This window comes from Rathayibacter sp. YIM 133350, assembly GCF_037404875.1.
GTDB lineage: Bacteria > Actinomycetota > Actinomycetes > Actinomycetales > Microbacteriaceae > Orlajensenia.
Genome location: NZ_JBBELO010000033.1, coordinates 181,128 through 200,238, shown reverse-complemented (window position 1 = coordinate 200,238; position 19,111 = coordinate 181,128). Strand labels below are relative to the sequence as shown.

The following is a 19,111-nucleotide window of genomic DNA, read 5'->3' as shown; positions in this document are numbered from 1 at the left end:
GATTTCAGACGGCGCACGGCGCGACCCTAACAAGCGGGAATCTGAAGAAGCCGTGAATGGTTGCCCCACTCACGAGGTCTCCACCAGCCACCGTCGGTCGCTCCCGTCGCTGTCACGCATTCTCGCCGGAAGGTACGTGCAACATGTCGAACACCGCCCCCGCCTCGAAACCGCTGATGAGCCACCGGCAGATCCTCTTCGTGATCTTCGGCCTGATGGCCGGCATGTTCCTCTCGGCGCTCGACCAGACCGTCGTGGGCACCGCCATCCGCACGATCGGCGACGACCTGCACGGCCTCAGCCAGCAGGCGTGGGTGACCACGGCCTACCTCATCGTTTCGACGATCTCGACGCCCATCTACGGCTAGCTCTCCGACATCTTCGGACGCCGCCCGCTCTTCATCCTCGCGATCGTCATCTTCGTCGGCGGCTCCATCCTCGCGACCTTCTCGAGTTCGATGCTCGAACTGGCCGCCTTCCGCGCCATCCAGGGTCTCGGTGCGGGCGGACTCATGTCGATGCCACTCGCGATCATGGGCGACATGCTGGCACCGCGCGAGCGTGCGAAATACCAGGGCTACTTCCTGGCGGTGTTCGGCATCTCGAGCCTCGTCGGCCCGCTCGTGGGCGGCCTGTTCGCCGGCGCCGACCAGATTCTCTGGATCGCCGGATGGCGCTGGGTCTTCTTGATCAACGTTCCGATCGGCATCGTCGCCCTCATCATCGTGCTGCGATTCCTGCATCTTCCCAAGGGCGAGCAGCGTTCTGTGCGCATCGACTGGTGGGGCGCCGCGACCGTCATCATCGCTCTCGTGCCGCTTCTGCTCGTGGCCGAGGAAGGCCGCGAATGGGGCTGGGACAGCGGCATCGCGATCGCCTGCTACGTGATCGGAGTTCTCGGCATCATCGCCTTCATCCTCGTGGAGATCCGGATGAAGGATGACGCGCTCATCCCGATCAAGCTGTTCCGGTCCTCGACCTTCACGATGGCGACCATCATCGGCGTCTTCGTCGGCTTCGGCATGTTCGGTGCGATGCTGACGCTTCCGCTCTATCTGCAGCTCGTGCTCGGGTCCACACCGACCGAGAGCGGCATCCAGCTGCTGCCGATGATCCTCGGCCTCATGATCTCCTCCATCGCGAGCGGCCAGATCATCGCGCGCACCGGGCGTTACCGACTGTTCCCCATCCTCGGCACCGCCTTTCTCGCGGGCGGGTTCTTCGACCTCACCTTCCTGCACTACGACTCGTCGTACTGGTTCCTCGCGGGTGCGATGCTGCTGATCGGCCTCGGCCTCGGCCAGCTCATGCAGACGCTCACCATCGCGAGCCAGAACTCCGTGGGCCTGCGCGACATGGGCGTGGCCACGAGCGCCTCGACCTTCTTCCGGCAGATCGGCGGAACGCTCGGCACGGCTGTTCTGCTCTCGCTGCTGTTCACCGTGATGCCCGCCAACATCACCGACTCGCTCTCCGACAAGGCGACCCTCTCGGATGCGATCGACGCGGCCCTCGATCCCGCGGTGGCCAACGCCCCCGAGAACAAGCAGATCATGGCGAAGATCTACACGCCGATCGTCGGGCCGGTCGAGGCCAACCTCCCCCCGCAGGTCGATCTCAGCGACGCGACCCAGCGGGCAACGGTCGTCGACCAGGTCGTCCCCACCGTGAAGGACGCCCTCACCTCCGGCACGGGCGGAGACAGCTCGATCGGCAGCGGAACCCTCGATGACACCTCGTTCCTGAACGGCACGGATCCGCGCCTGTCCAAGCCCTTCCTCGTCGGCTTCAACGCCTCGGCCGTTGAGGTCTACTGGGTGGCCCTGATCGTCGTGCTCATCGCCTTCGCGCTCGCGCTGTTCTTCAAGACGCCGCCGCTGCGTGCGAAGTCGGCCCTGCAGGAGGCTGCGGACAACCGCGCCGAGGCCGAGCGCGCAGCATCCGACGAGCCGGCCAACGGCCCGCTCGTGCGCATTCTCGGCTCGGCTGCCGAGGACGACGACGCGGAGAACTACGACACCGGCATCCTCGCAAACCGGGCCGCGGTCGACTTCGGGGCACTCATCGAACCGGGCGCCGACACCGCCTCCGTGCGAGCGCAGCGTCAGGGCAACGCCACGGAGTAGGCCTCCGCGACTCGAGTCGCGAGCGGTGCATGAGGTCACGACTCGGTAACGAACGGCTCCCGTGAGAGCGCTCTCTTGACTTCCGTAGTGCGGCATGTCAGCATCATCCTGCAACCGTGAGAGCGCTCTCACACTTCGGTGATAGCGCTCCTTCGAGCACCTATCCTGTCCACGCACACAAGGGAGTGACCGTGAAGCTTTCACGACGCACCAAGGCTGCAGCAGCCATTGCCGGCGCAGCGGCATTCGCCCTCATCGCCACCGGATGTTCCTCGAACTCCGGCGATTCGGGCAGTTCCGACGAGAAGGTAACCCTGACCGTCACGACGTTCGGCACCATGGGTCTCGACGACTTGTACAAGTCGTACGAGAAGGAGAACCCGAACATCACCATCAAGGCGACCAACATCGACACCGGTGGAAACGCCCTCACCGACTGGAAGACCAAGCAGGCAGCCGGCGCGGGTCTTCCCGACGTGCAGGCCGTCGAAGAGGGCTGGCTCGGCCAGGTCATGCAGGTCTCCGACAGCTTCACCGACCTGACCAAGTACGGCGCCAACGACATCAAGGACCGCTGGGTCGACTGGAAGCTGAAGCAGGCCACCGACAAGGACGGCCGCATCATCGGATACGGCACCGACATCGGCCCCGAGGGCCTGTGCTACAACAGCAAGCTGTTCGCCGCAGCCGGCCTGCCGAGCGACCGCGACGGCGTCGCACAGCTCTTCGGTGGTGCGGACGCGACGTGGGACAAGTTCTTCGAGGTCGGCAAGCAGTACAAGGCCGCGACGGGCAAGCCCTTCTACGACCAGTCCGGCTTCGTCTGGAACGCCATGGTCAACCAGCTGCCCGAGGGTTACTACTCCAAGGACGGCAAGATCGACGTCGAAGACAACGCCGACCTGAAGACCCAGTGGGGCAAGCTCGCCGACGGCGCAGCAGCCGGCCTCTCCAGCGCTCAGACCGCGTGGGACTGGGGTAAGGGCAAGGCCTTCACCGACGGCTCGTTCGCGACCTTCATGTGCCCGGGCTGGATGCTCGGTGTCGTCAAGGGACAGGTCGAGACCGCGGGCGGCGACGCCACCAGCGGCTGGGACTTCGCGGACGTCTTCCCCGGCGGCCCCGCCAACTGGGGTGGATCGTTCCTGACGGTGCCCACCACGTCGAAGCACCCGAAGGAGGCAGCCGCCCTGGCCGCCTACCTCACCACGGCCAAGTCGCAGGTTGCCGCCTTCCAGGCAGCCGGCACCTTCCCGAGCGTGACCGAGGCGCAGAGCGACCCCGGCGTGACCGGCGAGAGCGACCTGACCAAGTTCTTCAACAACGCACCGGTCGGCGAGATCCTCGCCAAGCGGGCGGAGGGCGTGAAGGCCCAGTTCAAGGGCCCGAACGACTCGGTCATCCAGGAGCAGGTCTTCGGACCGGCCACCCAGGAGCTCGACAAGGGAACCGACGGGAACACCGCGTGGAACGACGCGCTGAGCACCCTGAAGAACCTCGACCTCAAGTAATTCCCACCTAGCTCCATGGAGGCCCCCCGGAGACCCGTTTCCGGGGGGCCTCACTCCTCGAAGGAGAGCAGCATGACAACGACCGCGAGCAGGCCGACCGCCACGCCGTCACCGAAGCCGACGCCGGCATCCGAAGAGCGCGTGCCGCTGAGGCACCGGCTGAGCAAGCTCGATGTGAAGGTCTCGCCCTACCTGTACGTCGCGCCGTTCTTCGTGCTGTTCGGGTTGATCGGACTGTTCCCGCTCGTCTACACCTTCGTCGTCTCGCTGAACGACTGGGACATCTTGGCCGGCCCCGGAAAATGGATCGGGCTGCAGAACTACGGCGCCGAACTCGCGGACCCCTATTTCTGGAACTCGCTGTTCAACACGCTCAGCATCTTCCTGCTCAGCTCCATCCCGCAGCTGATCGCGGCCGTCTTCATCGCCGCGATCCTCGACCAGAACCTGCGTGCCAAGACGTTCTGGCGCATGAGCGTGCTCATTCCCTATGTCGTGACGCCCGTCGCCGTGGCCATCATCTTCTCCAGCGCGTTCAGCGAGAAGTACGGCCTGATCAACAACATCCTGCAGTCCTTCGGACTGGATGCCGTGAACTGGAAGACCGAGGTCTTTCCCTCCCACTTCGCCATCGCGACCATGGTCAACTGGCGCTGGACCGGCTACAACGCGCTCATCCTTCTCGCCGCCATGCAGGCGGTGCCCCGCGACATCCACGAGTCGGCCGCCCTCGACGGCGCCGGAGCGTTCCGCCGGTTCTTCTCGATCACGCTGCCGAGCATCCGCCCCACCATGATCTTCGTCATCATCACGGCGACCATCGGCGGCCTGCAGATCTTCACGGAGCCCAAGCTGTTCAACCCGCAGAGCGCCAACCTCGGCGGTCCGCACCGCGAGTACCAGACGACGGTGCTCTACCTCTGGGACATGGCCTTCAACCGCGGCAACTTCGGCAAGGCCTCGGCCATCGCCTGGCTGCTGTTCATCATCATCGTGGCCTTCGGGCTGCTGAACTTCCTGATCTCCCGCCGCATCGCGTCGGTCGAAACCCGCTCGGGCAAGAAACGAACGGCCAAGAGAATCAGCGAATTCCGTGACGAGAAAGCCGCGGGCGCAGTAGCACTGTCCGCGGCGGTCGAGGAGAAGCGACTGTGAGCACCGACACTGAAACCCGCACGGCGACCGGCTCGGCCGCGGTGCCCGCGAAGCCTGCACAGCGCGCACCGCGCCAGCCGCGGCGTCGGGCGATGGGCATCGATCGCCGTCCCGGCTTCCTCACCTACGGCCTGCTGATCGCGCTGTTCCTCGGCGGCGCCTACCCGCTGTGGTGGTCGTTCGTGATCGGCGGCAGCAAGAACAGCGCCCTCGGCGACACCTGGCCCCCGCTGCTGCCCGGCGGGCGGTTCTGGATCAACGTCGCCGCTGTGCTCGACACCGTTCCTTTCTGGACGGCGCTCGGCAACAGCATCATCGTGGCGACGACCATCACCGTCTCCGTCGTGTTCTTCTCGACCTTGGCCGGCTACTCGTTCGCGAAGCTGCGCTTCCGCGGCCGCGAGGGCCTCATGGTCTTCGTGATCGCGACGCTCGCCGTTCCGACGCAGCTGGGCATCATCCCGCTGTTCATGCTCATGAAGCAGTTCGGCTGGACCGGCACCCTCGGTGCCATCATCATCCCGACCCTCGTGACCGCGTTCGGCGTGTTCTTCATGCGTCAGTACCTGGTGGACGTGATTCCCGAGGAGCTCATCGAGGCCGCCCGTGTCGACGGCGCGAGCATGTTCGGCACCTTCTGGCACGTGGGCCTGCCCGCTGCCCGGCCGGCGATGGCCATCCTCGGCCTGTTCACCTTCATGACCGCATGGACCGACTACCTCTGGCCGCTGCTGGTCTCGCCGCAGAACCCGACGCTGCAGGTGGCCCTCAGCCAGCTGCAGTCGGCGAAGTACGTGGACTACTCCATCGTGCTCGCGGGCGCCGTGATGGCCACGATCCCCCTTCTCATCCTCTTCGTACTCGCCGGACGGCAACTCGTCTCGGGCATCATGGCAGGAGCAGTCAAAGGCTGATGACGACACCACTCACAGATCGAACCTGGCCGCACGGCTTCCTCTGGGGCTCGGCCACCGCGGCCGCGCAGATCGAGGGAGCCGCCCACGAGGGTGGCAAGGAGGATTCCATCTGGGATGCCTATGCCCGCGTTCCGCTCGCGGTCGCCAATGGCGACACCCCCGAGGTCGCGGTGGATCACTACCACCGCGTACCCCAGGACGTGGCTCTCATGCGCTCCCTCGGGCTCGACTCCTACCGGTTCTCCACGAGCTGGGCGCGCGTGGTGCCCGGCGGCCGTTCCATCAACGACGAGGGCCTGGAGTTCTACAGCCGGCTCGTCGACGAACTGCTCGAGAACGGCATCCTGCCCTGGCTCACCCTCTACCACTGGGACCTGCCGCAGGCCCTGCAGGAAGACGGCGGCTGGGCGAACCGCGCGACGGCCGACCGCTTCGTGGAGTACGCCGAAGCGGTCTACCGGGCGCTCGGCGACCGGGTGACTCACTGGACGACCTTCAACGAACCGCTGTGCTCCTCGCTCATCGGGTACGTCGCCGGTGAGCACGCGCCCGGACTCAACGATCCGGATGCGGGCCTCGCCGCGCTGCACCACCAGCACCTGGCACACGGCCTCGCCACGCGACGCCTGCGCGAGCTGGCGGCGGCCGACGGCCGGGAACTGCAGATCGGCATCACGCTCAACCTCACGAACGCCGTGCCGAACGACCCGAGCGACCCCGTCGACCTCGAGGCCGCGCGTCGCATCGACGGCCTGTGGAACCGCATGTACCTCGAACCGCTCATCCTCGGCGCCTACCCCGCCGACGTGCTCGAGGACCTTCGGGCCTACGACTTCGAGCAGTACGTGCACGAGGGCGACCTCGACGTGATCAGCGCACCGATCGACTTCCTCGGGGTCAACCACTACCACGACGACAACGTCAGCGGGCATCCGGCGCCGGCCGATGCCCCAGCCGGGTTGAAGCCGACCGCCAAGCCCGGGCGCTCGCCGTTCGTCGGCAGCGAGCACGTGAGCTTCCCGCCGCGGGCACTCTCCCGCACCGCCATGGACTGGGAGGTCAACCCCGAGGGCCTTCGCCACCTGCTCGTGCGTCTCGGGCAGGAGTACCCGACCCTGCCCGCCCTCTACGTGACCGAGAACGGCGCCTCCTACGACGACGTGCTCGAGAACGGCGAGGTGAACGACGTCGAGCGCTGGACCTACATCGACGCGCACGTCAGCGCCGTCGCGGATGCGATCGAAGCCGGCGCCGATGTGCGCGGCTACTTCGTGTGGTCGCTCCTGGACAACTTCGAGTGGGCGTGGGGCTACAACAAGCGCTTCGGCATCGTCTACGTCGACTACGAGACGCAGGAACGCATCCCGAAGCTGAGTGCCCGCCAGTACGCCGGCCTGATCGCCTCGACCAAGGTCGGCGTCTGAATCGGCACTATGGTTGATCCAACTCAGAGGACGGGAAGTGATCGGGTGGCGGGGAAGCTGCGCGACGGCGCTGTGCCGACACTCGAGATGGTCGCCGCCCACGCAGGTGTGTCGCGAGCGACCGTTTCCCGGGTCGTCAACGGCTCGCCGAAGGTGACGCCGGAGGTCGCCCAGTCGGTGCGCCAGGCCATCGAGGCCCTGAACTACGTACCGAACCGGGCGGCCCGCTCCCTCGCCAGTCGCAAGACGCAGGCGATCGCGCTGGTGGTTCCCGAGACGGCGGCCAAGGTGTTCGCAGACCCGTTCTTCGCCTCGATCGTGCAGGGCGTGGCGTTCTACCTGGCCGATACCGATTACACGCTCAACATGCTGCTCGAGTCGGAGTCCCAGCCCGGCAAGACCCGTCGGTACCTGCTCGGCGGCAACGTCGACGGCGCTCTCGTGGTCTCGCACCACTCCGGCGACCACAGCTACGCCCAGCTGAGCCAGACGCTTCCCGTCGTGTTCGGTGGCCGGCCGCTGCTGGATGCCGGCGGAGACAACTACTTCATCGACGTCGACAACGTCACGGGTGCCGAGCAGGCCGTGGCGCTGCTCGTCGAGAAGGGCCGCACGCACGTGGCCACGATCGCGGGGCCTCAAGACATGCCCCCCGGCGTCGACCGCCTCGCCGGGTGGAGGCGCGCACTGGAGTCGCACGGCCTGGACGCGACGCTCATCGAACTCGGCGACTTCACCCCGGCATCCGGTGTCGCGGCCATGAAGCGCCTTCTCGACCGGGGCGAGCCGATCGACGCGGTCTTCGCGGCCAACGACCAGATGGCCATCGGCGCCTACTCGGCCATCCGCGAGAGAGGCCTGGAGATTCCGCGCGACATCGCCGTGCTGGGCTGGGACGACGACAACTACGGCGCCACGGCGACTCCTCCGCTCACGACCGTGCACCAGCCGACCGTGGAGATGGGCCGCGAGATGGCCCGGGTGCTCGTGCGCCTCATCGAGGGCGAGCCGGTGGAGACGATCACGCGGCTGGGCACGTCGATCGTGATGCGCGACTCGGTCTGAGGGCAGCAGGAGGCCGGGCTGCCGGCTACTGAGCTGCGGGCGCGAACTGGCTGGCGACGAAGACGGCGCCGAAGGGGTCGGGCAGCCGCACTTCCTTCGTCCACTCCCCCTCGTCGCGAGAGAGCTCGGTCGCTCCCGCCTGAACCGCCAGCGCGGCAGTCGCGTCGCGGTCCTGCACGCTGAATCGCACCTCCCAGACCGACGCTCCGTCGTAGGGCTCCAGGCCGGCGATCACGTCGGCGAAGCCCGGCGGCGCGAACCGTTGGCGCTCGTGGATGCCGGGATCCGCCGTGCTCGCCAGATGGTCGCCGTAACCCGGCAGCCGGATCATGCCCGCCCCCAGGTCGGTGCTCATCTCCCACCCGAACGCATCGCGGTAGAACGCCAGCGCGGCCTCCGGATGCCTGCCTCTCAGAACGCTGAAGTTCCATCCGCCGGGCGCGTTCACGTACTGGGCTCCCACGCAGGTGCCGGCCTGCCAGAGCCGGAACTGCGTGCCGTCGCGATCGGCGCACACCGCCCAGCGTCCGTAGGGGCCGGCGTTCTCGGGCGGGCGCAGGATGCTCCCACCCTTCTCTGCGACGCGTTCGGCGGTGAGGTCCGCATCATCCGCCGCGATGTAGGTGCGCCAGGCGACCTCCACGTTCCCGCCCACGGGCGCGATGCCGGCGACGTCGGCCCCGTCGACATGCACGAAGAGGTACCCGGCCGACGGATCGCGGACCTGCCAGCCGAAGAGCGTGCCGTAGAAGCGCGCAGCCTCGGTCGGATTCGGCACGTCGAGCTGCACCCACGAGGGAACGCCCTCGGGATAGGTGCGGGGTACGGGCGTCGTATCGGTCACGTCCCCGAGGCTACGACCGCGGACTCCGTCACGCCAGCGGAAAGAGGAGAAACTCGACCGAAAAGCGAGGCGATCTCACGCGACACCCCGCATCGGCTCGTCCGCCGTCGGCGTGCCGCCCAAGATCGCCTCGTTTTTCGGAATCTCCTCGCTTTTCGGTTCCGACGCGGCGCGGCACCGGGAGGGCGAAGCGGGCGCGGCGGGCGGCGCCGGGAGGGGGAGGCGCGGCGGGGCGCGGGCTATTCGAAGGTCACGTGCGGCAGGCCGGCGAAGCGCTCGCGCATGATCGCGATGGCGTCGGCGCTCTCATCCACGAGCGTGAAGCCGCGGCCCAGGGCTGCGGCCACCGCGCCGGTCGTGCCGCTGCCCGCGAAGAAGTCGAGCACCGCGTCGCCCGGCCGGCTGGATGCCTGGATGATGCGCCGCAGGATGCCTTCGGGCTTCTGCGTGGGGTAGCCGGTCTTCTCCCGGCCCGTCGGCGAGACGATCGTGTGCCACCAGACGTCCGTCGGCAGTTTGCCGAGCTCCGCCTTCTCGGGCGTCACGAGTCCGGGCGCCATGTAGGGCTCGCGGTCGACCGTAGTCGAGTCGAACCAGTAGCCGGCAGGGTTCTTCACGTACACGAGGATGGTGTCGTGCTTCGTGGGCCAGCGGCGCTTGGCTTTGGCACCGTAGTCGTAGGCCCAGATGATCTCGTTGAGAAAGCTCGCGCGCCCGAACAGCGCATCGAGCAGCACTTTGGCGTAGTGCGCCTCGCGGTAGTCCAAGTGCAGGTAGAGCGTTCCGTCGTCGGCGAGCAGCCGCCAGGCGTGCAGCAGCCGGGGCTCTAGGAACGCCCAGTAGTCCTCGAAGCTGTCGTCGTAGCGGTAGAGGTCACCGCGGATGCGCTCGTACTGCACGCCCTTGAATCCCGAGATCGTTCCGGATGCGCCGGGCGCGGCATCCGTGCGCACGTGCGTCATGGCCTGCCGCGCCTGGGCGCGGCCGGTGTTGAAGGGCGGATCGAGGTAGATGAGCGTGAAGGCGCCATCGTCGAGGGTGGGCAGCACCTCGAGGTTGTTGGCGTGGATCACCCGGCCCGTCGCCGTCGGGGCGCTTGCGGGGGACGCGGCGCTGGGAGTCGACTGTGCGGGGGCGCCGGGCATTCCCTCATTCTGCCAGCCGCCGGTATCGTGACCGCATGACAACGGAGTTGCGGCACGAGCCTGAGCAGAACCGGTACACGTTCTGGGTCGACGGAGACGAGATCGGGCTCGCCGACTACCGGCGTCATGGCAACGTGCTCGACCTCGTTCACACCGAGATCGACCCGGCACGGCGTCGTTCGGGGTACGGCGCCCAGCTGGTGCAGGGTGCGCTCGACGACATCCGCGCGAACACGGACGCGCGCGTGGTGGCGTCGTGCCCGTTCGTTCGGCGGTTCATCGAGGAGCACCCCGACTACGAGGAGCTCACCACCCGCTGACCCGTCCAACGTCGGCCGAGCCGGCCGGCGGGACCGACCGGAGTGCTCAGAGGTCGAGGCGGATGCGACCCTCGAAGCGCGAGGCAGGCTGCGCATCGCCGGCCTCCGCCTGCGCGATGCCCTTGTCGCCGTCGCCGGGAAGGGGTGCCGGAGCGGGGAGCACGGTCTGGCGGTCCTGCTCGACGGCCGCCTCGTGATGGGTGGGCGCGAAGACCTCGTCGAGCACGCCGACCGCGCCGCCCATGCCGCCCGTGCGCGTCTTGTTCGAGAGGTCGATCCACCCCCGCTTGGTCGCGAGCACGAGCAGAGCGATGACAGCGGCGACGGCTGCGATGATCCACCAGTCCACGCCGTCATCCTATGAGCACGCCCTGATGAACGCCTCGGAATCGCCGTGGTCACGGTACGCGGTACAGCCACTCGTCGGTGGCGAACTTGGTGCGCACGAGGTCTTCGGCCGCCGCGTACTCCTCGTCGCTGATCTCCCCCGGCGTCGCATCCGTCAGCGCCGTGAAGACCTGCTTCATCCGCTCGATGATCTCGGCCCGTGGCAGTCCCGACTGGCTCTTCAGGGGGTCCACGCGCTTGGCGGCGGATGCGATGCCCTTGTCGCTGATCTTCTCGCGACCGATGCGCAGCACCTGGGTCATGACCTCGCCGTTCATGTCGTAGCTCATGGTCACGTGGTGCAGCACGCCGCCGTTGCCGAGGCGCTTCTGGGCGGCGCCGCCGATCTTGCCGGAGGGGCTCGTGATGTCGTTGAGCGGCTGGTAGCTCGCGTCGACGCCGAGCGAGCGCAGCGCATCCACGGCCCAGGCGTCGAGGAAGGCGTACGACTCCGCGAAGGTCATGCCCTGCACGAGATCGCCCGGAAGGTAGAGGGAGTAGGTGACGATGGCGCCCTTCTCCATCATCATGGCGCCACCGCCCGAGATGCGGCGCACGACGTCGTAGCCGTAGCGGGCCGCCCCCTCGGGGTCGACCTCGTTCTTGACCGACTGGAAGCTGCCGATGACGACGGCCGACTGGTCCCACTCCCAGATGCGCAGCGTGGGCTCTCGCGTGCCGGCGCCCACCTCGGTGGCGAGCACCTCGTCGAGCGCGAGGTGCAGCGCGGGCGAAACCGCCTTGGCGTGCACGATGTTCCAGCGGTAGTCACGCCAGCTCGTCGCCTTCTTGAGCGCACGACGGATGGCGACGGCCACCGATTCGGCGCTGAAGCCGAGCATGGCCGTTCCAGGGGGAAGCGCGGCGGTGATCGCCGCGGCGATGCTCTTCACGTCCGCATCCGCCGACAGTCCGTTCACGGCGGAGTCGATGGCCGCGAGCGCCTCGTCGGGTTCGAGGAAGAAGTCGCCGGCGAGCCGGAAGCCGGTGATGGCCTCGTCGACCACCTCGAAATCGACGACGACGAGCTTGCCCTGGGGAACCTTGTATTCACCGTGCATGGCCTCCAGCCTAGGCCGCGGCCGGCGCTCACTCCTCGAGCAGCACCTGCTCGAGCGCGTGCCGGCCGATGCGGGCGATCGGGCCGTCACCCTCGAGAGTGTCGACGAGCGCGGTGCCGAGCACGAGCGCCCAGCCTCGGGCACGCCCCCAGGTCGCGGCGTCGACATCGCGCCCCTCGTCGATACGGCCGCGGAAAGCGGCACGCCCGGCCGCATCGAAGCTGAGCCAGGCGGTGGCGAGGTCGGCGGCCGGGTCGCCCGCGGTCAAGTCCCCGAAATCCAGCACCGCCGCGAGGCCGCCGTGCGCGGCGATGAGGAGGTTGCCCGGATGCAGGTCGCCGTGCAGCCAGAGCGCGGGGCCGCGCCAGGCGGGGAGGGCGCAGACGCGCTCCCACAGGCCGGCCAACCGGTCGGGCGAGGGCATGCGCGGGTTCCGCAGCCGGGCGGTGACGACATCCGCGCGGGCCGCGAGCGGAACTCCCCGATACCGATTGGCCGGAGCGTCCGCGGGGGCCGGCACCGCGAGGGCGTTCACGAAGTCGGCGAGGTCTTCGGCCACGCCGAGGCGCTCGGCCGGCTCGAGGGTCGCCGCCGGCGTACCGGCGAACCACGGCACGATCGACCACGGCCACGGATAGAGCTCGCTCGGCATCCCGCGCCGCACCGGCACGGGAACGGGCACGCGGAGCCGCGGCGCGAGCTTGGGCAGCCAGCGCTGCTCCGAGAGGATGAGCGCGGCGGCCGACTCCCTGCGGGGAACCCGCACCGCCAGCGAGTCGCCGAGGCGATAGAGCTCGTTGTCCCACCCCTCGGCCGCGAGCCGAAGGGGGCCGTCGAGGTCGGGATGCTGCTGCCGCACCAGGGCCGCCACGAGGTCGCCGTGCACGGCGATGTCTGCGGGAGGGGAATCGGCGACCACGGCATCGAGCGTAGCGAGACCCCTCCGATCGCGCCCGAGCGGCCCCGTGCCCGGGCGGCCGGATGCGGCGGGCCTGTCGCGCGCCCGCCGCATCCGTCATGCCCGTCAGTCAGCCGCGCAGGGCTTGCCGTTCAGCGTGAACAGCCAGGGCTCGACCCGCTGGGCCGCGCCGCGCCCGATGAAGCCGACGTGGGTGGTCGCCCCCGCCTTGACGTTGCTCGTCAGCTTCGTGCTCGTCAGCGTGAGGGCGTCGCCGGACTGCGTGCGGGTGCCGCCGACCACGGTGATCAGCTTCTCGGAACCCTCCCAACTCCACTTCAGCGTCCAGCCCTTGAGCGGCACCGAGCCGGTGTTCGTGATGGCGATGTCACCGGCGAACAGGCCGAACAGCGGCCGGGTGGCCGAGTAGGACACGTGGCAGGCCGGTGTCTCGAATGCCGGCGACGCGAAGGCGATCAGCTCGCGCGCCTGCTCGGGGAACCACTGGCCGGCCGGCGGGTCCTGGATGCCGCGGATGGGGTCGAGGGGGCCGGCCGTGCTGCGGAAGCACTGCCCGTCGCTCTCACCGGGAACCTTGATCCAGAGGAAGGCATCGATGAGCGCATCCTTCGTGTCGGCGGTCGGCCGCTCGCCCGCGCCACGGTCCGGCGGGTTGCACCACGCCTCGATGTCGCCGTTCCAGACCGGCGGGGTCCAGGCATCCTGACCGTTGCGGCTCGTGTCGATCACGAAGTGCTTCTGCTTCGAGGGGTCGACGGTGATGCCCGCGTCGGCGAAGCGCTGCGCGTAGTCGGCGTCGGTGGCGCCCCACGTGCTGAAGTCGCTCGCGGTCGCCGGGAAGTACTGGCTGCCGCAGTAGCCGTAGTCCCACCAGCTCACCTCGGCCTTCAGCCGCAGGCAGTCGCTGATCCAGGTGCCGTACTTCTGCAGCTTCGGCGTGGCGATGTAGTTCGACGCGTTGAGGAAGAAGCCGTCGGCCTTCGCGACTCCCGCCTTGTCGAGCCGGTCGGAGATGTCGCCGACGCTGAGCCACCCGCTGTGCGTTCCATCGAGGTAGACGGCGGTGTTGGGCAGTGCCGTCAGCGCGTCGACTGCGTGGTTGAGAGCGGCGAAGCGGTCGGATGCCGCGGTCGCCGGGTCTGCGTCGGCCGGCTGGCACCATTCCTGCTGGCCCTGGTTGCTCGTGTACCAGGGGATGATCCCGAGCCCGTCGGGTTCCAGGATGATCACGGCCTTGTTGCCACCGATCCCGGCGGCAACGGCGTCGACCCACGCCTCGTAGTCGGCCGTGTTGGCGGCACCGCCGGCCGAGTACTGAGAGCAGTCGCGGTACGGCAGGTTGTAGACGACGAGGGTCGGCACGGCGTTCGCGGCCGCGGCATCCGTCGTCGTCTTCGACGCGGCTGCCTGCGCTTCAGAGGGCGTGCCCTTCGTGAGCCAGGTGGCTGAGGCGAAGCTTCCGAGCAGCTGCGCGTCTGTGCGCGCCTGACCGGTGAGCGTGGACGCAGCCTCGAGGGTCGTCGAATGCGGGTCGACGTAGAGCGCTGTGCCTGGACTCAGCACGTCGTTGGCCGCGACGGCCGGTGCCGCCGCGAGTCCGAGCGTGGCGACCGCCGCGACCGCGGCGATGCACGAGGCTCGGATGAGTGAGCGTTTGGTCATGTGTTCTGCACTCCTGGTCATCGTCGACCGTGGCCGACATCGTTGTGGACCGTGATTGCGGTTGCCCGCAGCCTGACCGTGAGAGCGCTCTCACGGCTGGCTTAGCTCTTAGAGTGCTCCCCGAGGCATGCTCATGTCAATGGGGTTTACGAGCCCGCTACGCTCCCGTCGAGAGATGCTCGTTCAGGAATGCAATGGTGTCGGCGATGACCTCGTCGCGGTTCGTCTCGTTGTAGACCTCGTGGCGGGCGCCCTCATAGACGATGAGTCGCACGTCGCTGAGGTGCGCCCGGCGCCGGTACGCATTCGCGAGTCTCAGGGCGCTGCGCTCCCCGCCGACGCTGTCATCGCCGCCGACCTGGATGAGCACCGGGATGTCCGCCATCCGCGCCGAGGGAACGCCGAAGAGGCGGGCAGCCTCGGTGAGCCCGAAGAGCCTCTGCAGTGAGACGCCCGTCGTGAGCGGGTCGTCGAGAAAGGCCTGCGCGACGGCGGGGTCGCGGCTCAGCCATTCGGCCCCGGTGGTTCCCAGTTGCCGGTGGCGGCGGTTGAGGTCGCCGGCGGCCAGGTACCCGGGCATCCGGTATGCCGTGCCGGTGAGCACTGCGGCGGCGTAGTCGGCCGCGTGCGCGTTGAGGATGATCTGGGCGATGAAGGAGCCCCATGAGTGCCCGATGAGAACGAGCGGAACGCCCGGATTCTCGGCGCGGATGATGCCCGAGAGCTCATAGACGGATGCGACGGCCGCCCGCAGCCCGCCGGGCCCGAGTCGTCCGAGCTTGCCGACGTCTCCGCCGTGCTGCTCCAGGCCGGTTCGGCCGTGCCCGTGGTGATCGTCGATGTAGACCGAGAAGCCCGCCTCATTCAGCGCCCGGGCGACGTGGGCGTAGCGCCCCGCGTGCTCGCCGACGCCGTGCACGACCTGCGCGACGCCGCGCGGGCGCTCCACAGGCCAGACGTCGTAGTGCACCCGCACTCCGGCGGCATCCGTGTAGGTGCGGGCATCATCGCTCATGCGCCCACAGTAGCGCCGGCCCTCACGGATAGCCGACCCGCGCCGCGTCACGCCTCGCGCGTGATCTCGACCTTCACGAAGTGCTCCGATGCCTTCGTGCCCGCGTACACCCCGCGCAAGGGCGAGACGTCGCGGTAGTCCCGTCCGCGGCCGACGAGCACATGCCGCTCGCCGATCTCGATGCGGTTCGTCGGGTCGAATCCCACCCAGGTGCCGCTGAAGAACTCCAGCCAGGCATGCGATTCCCCGATCACCGTCTCGCCGATGGCCGCAGAGGGTCGCGGATGCAGGTACCCCGAGACGTAGCGCGCGGGGATGCCGACCGCACGCAGTGCGCCGATGGCGACGTGGGTGATGTCCTGGCACACGCCCTTGCCGACCTGCCACGCCTCACTGGCCGTCGACGTGACCGCCGTCACGCCGGGCATGTACTCCATCCGGTCGCGCACGGCGGCGCAGATGCCCGCGGCCGCAGAGCCGGGGTCGAGGCATCCGTCGACGATCTCCCGGGCGAGACGCTCGACCTCGGCAGGCGGGGCGGTACGGCTGGTCTGCCGGGACTGCTCCACGTAGACAGTGGCGCTCTCCCGGATCTCGGCGAGCTCTTCCCAGCCGATCGCATGCCGGGCCGCCGCAGCAGCCGACACGTCGACGAGGCTCGTGGCGGTCACTGAGAGCTCCGTATGCGGGTGCAGCACCTCGAAGGTGCTCACGCGGGTACCCCAGTAGTCGAGGTAGGAGTGCTGGTGGGCTCCCGGTTCGATGCTCAATTCGCTCGCCAGCACGAACTGGCCGTCCCCATGCCACGGAAGCATGCGCGCCTCGTTGTACGAGGCGGTGGCCGCTTGGGAGTAGGTGAACCCCGTGCGGTGCACGATGCGGATGCGGCTCACGAGTTCTCCCCGATCCAGATCGGCACCGCGCTCGTGGGAAAGTAGCGCTCCCGGATGGCCTGGCTCGTGATGCTCAGGCCTGCCTGCAGCTCCTCCATCTGCTCGGGAAGCTCCGCCACGATGGAGGCGATCGGGCGGAACTCGAGCTCGGCGCGAATCTGGCCGAGGGCGCGCTGCGCGACATCCTGAACGCCGACGCGGCCGCTCGAGGGTCCCAGTTCGTGGAGGTACTCCTCGGCGCGGCTCACCGAGAACATCACGGAACGGGGGAAGAGCCGATCCAGCAGCAGGAACTCGGCGGCGTTGAGTGCGGAGGGGATGCCGCGATAGGTGCGCAGGTACGCCTCGAAGGCGCCGCAGCTGCGCAGGATGGTCGTCCAGCTCGGCCCGCTCGCCTCGGTGAGGGACCGCGTGGCGAGCAGCCGTGCGGTCATGTCGGCGCGCTCGATGGCCCGGCCGAGTGAGAAGAACAGCCAGACGTCGTCGCGGCTCGTCGAGGACTCGGTGACGCCCACGGCGAGCGCAGCGCGCTCGCGCACCCAGCGGAAGAACTCGTGCGCCTTCTCGCCGGCGACGCGTCGCGGCATGCGGGCGTTCGTCGTGTTGAGGCACTCCCAGAGTTCGGTCGAGATGATCTCGCGGGCGCGTCGGGCGTTCTCGCGTGCCGCGCTCAGCGACGAGGCGATGGATGCGGGATGCTCGCGATCCACGGCCAACAGGGCGAGCACGTCGGCGCGGGTGAGGGTGCTCTCGGGATCGGCCTCGCTGCCCATCACCGAGATGAGCGAGCGGCACGCGGTGTCCTCGTCGATCCAGGGGTCTTCGAGCAGCAGCTGCAGGTGAACGTCGAGGATGCGCGCGGTGCCGTCGCTGCGCTCGATGTAGCGCCCGATCCAGAACAGCGACTCGGCGATGCGGCTCAGCATTCGGCACCCCCTCTCTTCGCCGAGGTGCCACTTTTGGTGGGTTCACGGGGCGCCGAGGGAACAGAAAGTGGCACGTCGGCAAGGGTCTGCTGCTGTTGCTGTTCCTGCTGCTGGCGCACCGAGCCGTTGTCCTGCGGGGATGCCGCGGGCGCCTCCTTGTGGTCGTAGAGCACGGCGGCGGCGCCGCCGATCGCCTGGTCGGCGACCATCGCACCGGCGTCGGCCGCCGCCGTTCCCCCTTCGGGACGGCCGAGCACCCAGGTGTCCTTCGACCCGCCGCCCTGGCTCGAGTTCACCACGAGCTGGCCCTCGGGAAGGGCGACCCTTGTCAGGCCCCCGGGCAGCACCCACACCTGGTCGCCGTCGTTCACGGCGAACGGGCGCAGGTCGGCATGCCGCGGTCGCATGCCCTCGTCGACGAGGGTGGGGATGGTCGAGAGCTGAACGACCGGCTGCGCGATCCAGCCGCGCGGGTCGGCGATGAGCCGGGTGCGCAGCTCCTCGAGTTCGTCCCGGGATGCCGCCGGCCCCACGACGAGGCCCTTGCCGCCCGAGCCGTCGACCGGCTTGACCACGAGTTCGTCGAGTCGGTCGAGCACTTCGGCGAGCGCTTCGGGCTCCTCGAGCCGCCAGGTGTCGACGTTCGGCAGCACCGGCTCCTCGCCGAGGTAGTAGCGGATGAGGTCGGGAACGTAGGTGTAGACGAGCTTGTCGTCGGCCACGCCGTTGCCGATGGCATTCGCGATGGTCACGTTGCCGAGGCGTGCGGCCAGCAGCATCCCCGGAGAGCCGAGCACCGAGTTCGGCCGGAACTGCTGCGGGTCGATGAACTCGTCGTCGACCCTGCGGTAGATCACGTCGACGCGGGTGGGACCGCTCGTCGTGCGCATCCACACGCGGCCGCCCGAACAGAACAGGTCGCGGCCCTCGACGAGCTCGACGCCCATCGAGCGGGCCAGGAGCGTGTGCTCGAAGTAGGCGGAGTTGTACACGCCCGGAGTGAGCACGACGATCGTGGGGTCATCCACGCCGTCGGGAGCACTCGCTCGCAGCGCGCGCAGCAGCTGGTTCGGGTAGTGCCCGACGGGCCGCACGCTCATCGCGGTGAACAGCTCGGGAAGCGTCTGCGCCATCACGCGGCGGTTCGAGATGACATAGCTCACCCCGCTCGGCACCCGCACGTTGTCTTCGAGCACGCGCCAGGCACCGCGCTCGTCACGGATGAGGTCGATGCCAGAGACGTGGATGCGCACCCCGTTGGCGCTCTCGATGCCCGCGGCCTGGCGATGGAAGTGCGTCGACGACGAGATGAGGGCTGCAGGGATGACGCGGTCGTGCACGGCGGCCTGCGGCCCATACGCATCGGCGAGGAACGCCTCGAGCGCGCGCACGCGCTGCTGTACCCCGCGTTCGACGACCGCCCAGTCGGAGGCCTCGATCACCCGCGGCACGGCATCGAGCGGGAACGGGCGCTCCTCGCCGGCGAAGTCGAAGGTGACGCCCTGCGCGAGGTAGGAACTGGCGAGCGCCTCGGTGCGCCCGCGCAGCTCGTCCTGCGTCATCGAGGCGAGCGCCCGGTGAATGACACCGTAGGGCTCGCGAACGGATGCGTCATCCGAGATGCGCGGGAACATCTCGTCCCACGGCGATGCGCTCCGTCGCTGCGTCGCGGTGGAGCCGTACCCCTCGAACAGGTTCGCCATGTCGTGAGTGTCTCAGCGGCCCATTACGCGGGCGTTTC

16 protein-coding genes and 1 pseudogene are annotated in these 19,111 nt (G+C 68.6%); 7 read left to right on the top strand and 10 right to left on the bottom strand.

The genetic code is table 11. The features are described 5' to 3' along the window. Positions 1–176: 176 nt before the first annotated feature. From WDJ51_RS11420 to WDJ51_RS11395, 6 genes and pseudogenes are all read left to right on the top strand, one after another. Positions 177–2,126: pseudogene (locus tag WDJ51_RS11420) on the top strand (MDR family MFS transporter). Between the two features lie 191 nt (positions 2,127–2,317). Next, entirely contained in the window at positions 2,318–3,637 is a 1,320-nt protein-coding gene (locus WDJ51_RS11415) for an ABC transporter substrate-binding protein (RefSeq protein ID WP_337852583.1), read from the top strand. A 72-nt stretch (positions 3,638–3,709) separates the two neighbouring features. Further along, complete coding sequence (locus WDJ51_RS11410; RefSeq protein ID WP_337852582.1) at positions 3,710–4,792, top strand: carbohydrate ABC transporter permease; 1,083 nt, start codon at positions 3,710–3,712, stop codon at positions 4,790–4,792. Between the two features lie 92 nt (positions 4,793–4,884). Next, positions 4,885–5,706, top strand: coding sequence for a carbohydrate ABC transporter permease (locus tag WDJ51_RS11405; protein WP_337852882.1), 822 nt, complete (start codon positions 4,885–4,887; stop codon positions 5,704–5,706). Continuing rightward, a complete protein-coding gene (locus WDJ51_RS11400) occupies positions 5,706–7,133 on the top strand; it encodes a GH1 family beta-glucosidase (RefSeq protein ID WP_337852581.1) in 1,428 nt (475 codons plus the stop codon). Before WDJ51_RS11405 ends, WDJ51_RS11400 begins: the two co-directional genes overlap by 1 nt. Positions 7,134–7,220: 87 nt before the next feature. Next, positions 7,221–8,198, top strand: a complete 978-nt coding sequence (locus WDJ51_RS11395; RefSeq protein ID WP_337852881.1) for a LacI family DNA-binding transcriptional regulator — start codon at positions 7,221–7,223, stop codon at positions 8,196–8,198. A gap of 25 nt (positions 8,199–8,223) precedes the next feature. Here the strand turns inward: WDJ51_RS11395 and WDJ51_RS11390 are convergent, their stop codons facing one another. Together WDJ51_RS11390 and WDJ51_RS11385 are read right to left on the bottom strand one after the other, a co-directional pair. After that, entirely contained in the window at positions 8,224–9,042 is an 819-nt protein-coding gene (locus WDJ51_RS11390) for a VOC family protein (protein ID WP_337852580.1), read from the bottom strand. 239 nt (positions 9,043–9,281) lie between these two features. Then, entirely contained in the window at positions 9,282–10,187 is a 906-nt protein-coding gene (locus WDJ51_RS11385) for a DNA-methyltransferase (protein WP_337852579.1), read from the bottom strand. 35 nt (positions 10,188–10,222) lie between these two features. Here WDJ51_RS11385 and WDJ51_RS11380 point away from each other — a divergent pair, with 35 nt between their 5' ends. Then, the gene (locus WDJ51_RS11380) at positions 10,223–10,507 is read left to right on the top strand and encodes a GNAT family N-acetyltransferase (RefSeq protein WP_443218489.1); all 285 of its coding nucleotides are present in this window, start codon (positions 10,223–10,225) and stop codon (positions 10,505–10,507) included. Positions 10,508–10,553: 46 nt separating this feature from the next. On the opposite strand, the gene WDJ51_RS11375 is transcribed toward WDJ51_RS11380, so the two are convergent. The 8 genes from WDJ51_RS11375 to WDJ51_RS11340 all read right to left on the bottom strand — a co-directional run bounded on the left by WDJ51_RS11375 (position 10,554) and on the right by WDJ51_RS11340 (position 19,073). After that, positions 10,554–10,856: a hypothetical protein gene (locus tag WDJ51_RS11375; protein WP_337852577.1), complete on the bottom strand. Its 303-nt coding sequence runs from the start codon at positions 10,854–10,856 to the stop codon at positions 10,554–10,556. 49 nt (positions 10,857–10,905) lie between these two features. Continuing rightward, a complete protein-coding gene (locus tag WDJ51_RS11370; protein WP_337852576.1) occupies positions 10,906–11,955 on the bottom strand; it encodes a lipoate--protein ligase family protein in 1,050 nt (349 codons plus the stop codon). A gap of 28 nt (positions 11,956–11,983) precedes the next feature. Further along, entirely contained in the window at positions 11,984–12,874 is an 891-nt protein-coding gene (locus WDJ51_RS11365; protein ID WP_337852575.1) for an aminoglycoside phosphotransferase family protein, read from the bottom strand. A 105-nt stretch (positions 12,875–12,979) separates the two neighbouring features. Then, complete coding sequence (locus WDJ51_RS11360; RefSeq protein ID WP_337852574.1) at positions 12,980–14,536, bottom strand: glycoside hydrolase family 6 protein; 1,557 nt, start codon at positions 14,534–14,536, stop codon at positions 12,980–12,982. 157 nt (positions 14,537–14,693) lie between these two features. Then, positions 14,694–15,551, bottom strand: coding sequence for an alpha/beta fold hydrolase (locus WDJ51_RS11355; protein WP_337852573.1), 858 nt, complete (start codon positions 15,549–15,551; stop codon positions 14,694–14,696). A 47-nt stretch (positions 15,552–15,598) separates the two neighbouring features. Next, positions 15,599–16,444, bottom strand: a complete 846-nt coding sequence (locus tag WDJ51_RS11350; protein ID WP_337852572.1) for a transglutaminase family protein — start codon at positions 16,442–16,444, stop codon at positions 15,599–15,601. Then, the gene (locus tag WDJ51_RS11345; RefSeq protein WP_337852571.1) at positions 16,441–17,370 is read right to left on the bottom strand and encodes an alpha-E domain-containing protein; all 930 of its coding nucleotides are present in this window, start codon (positions 17,368–17,370) and stop codon (positions 16,441–16,443) included. Before WDJ51_RS11345 ends, WDJ51_RS11350 begins: the two co-directional genes overlap by 4 nt. Further along, a complete protein-coding gene (locus WDJ51_RS11340) occupies positions 17,364–19,073 on the bottom strand; it encodes a circularly permuted type 2 ATP-grasp protein (RefSeq protein WP_337852570.1) in 1,710 nt (569 codons plus the stop codon). The genes WDJ51_RS11345 and WDJ51_RS11340 overlap by 7 nt, the downstream gene beginning before the upstream one ends. Positions 19,074–19,111: the final 38 nt, after the last annotated feature.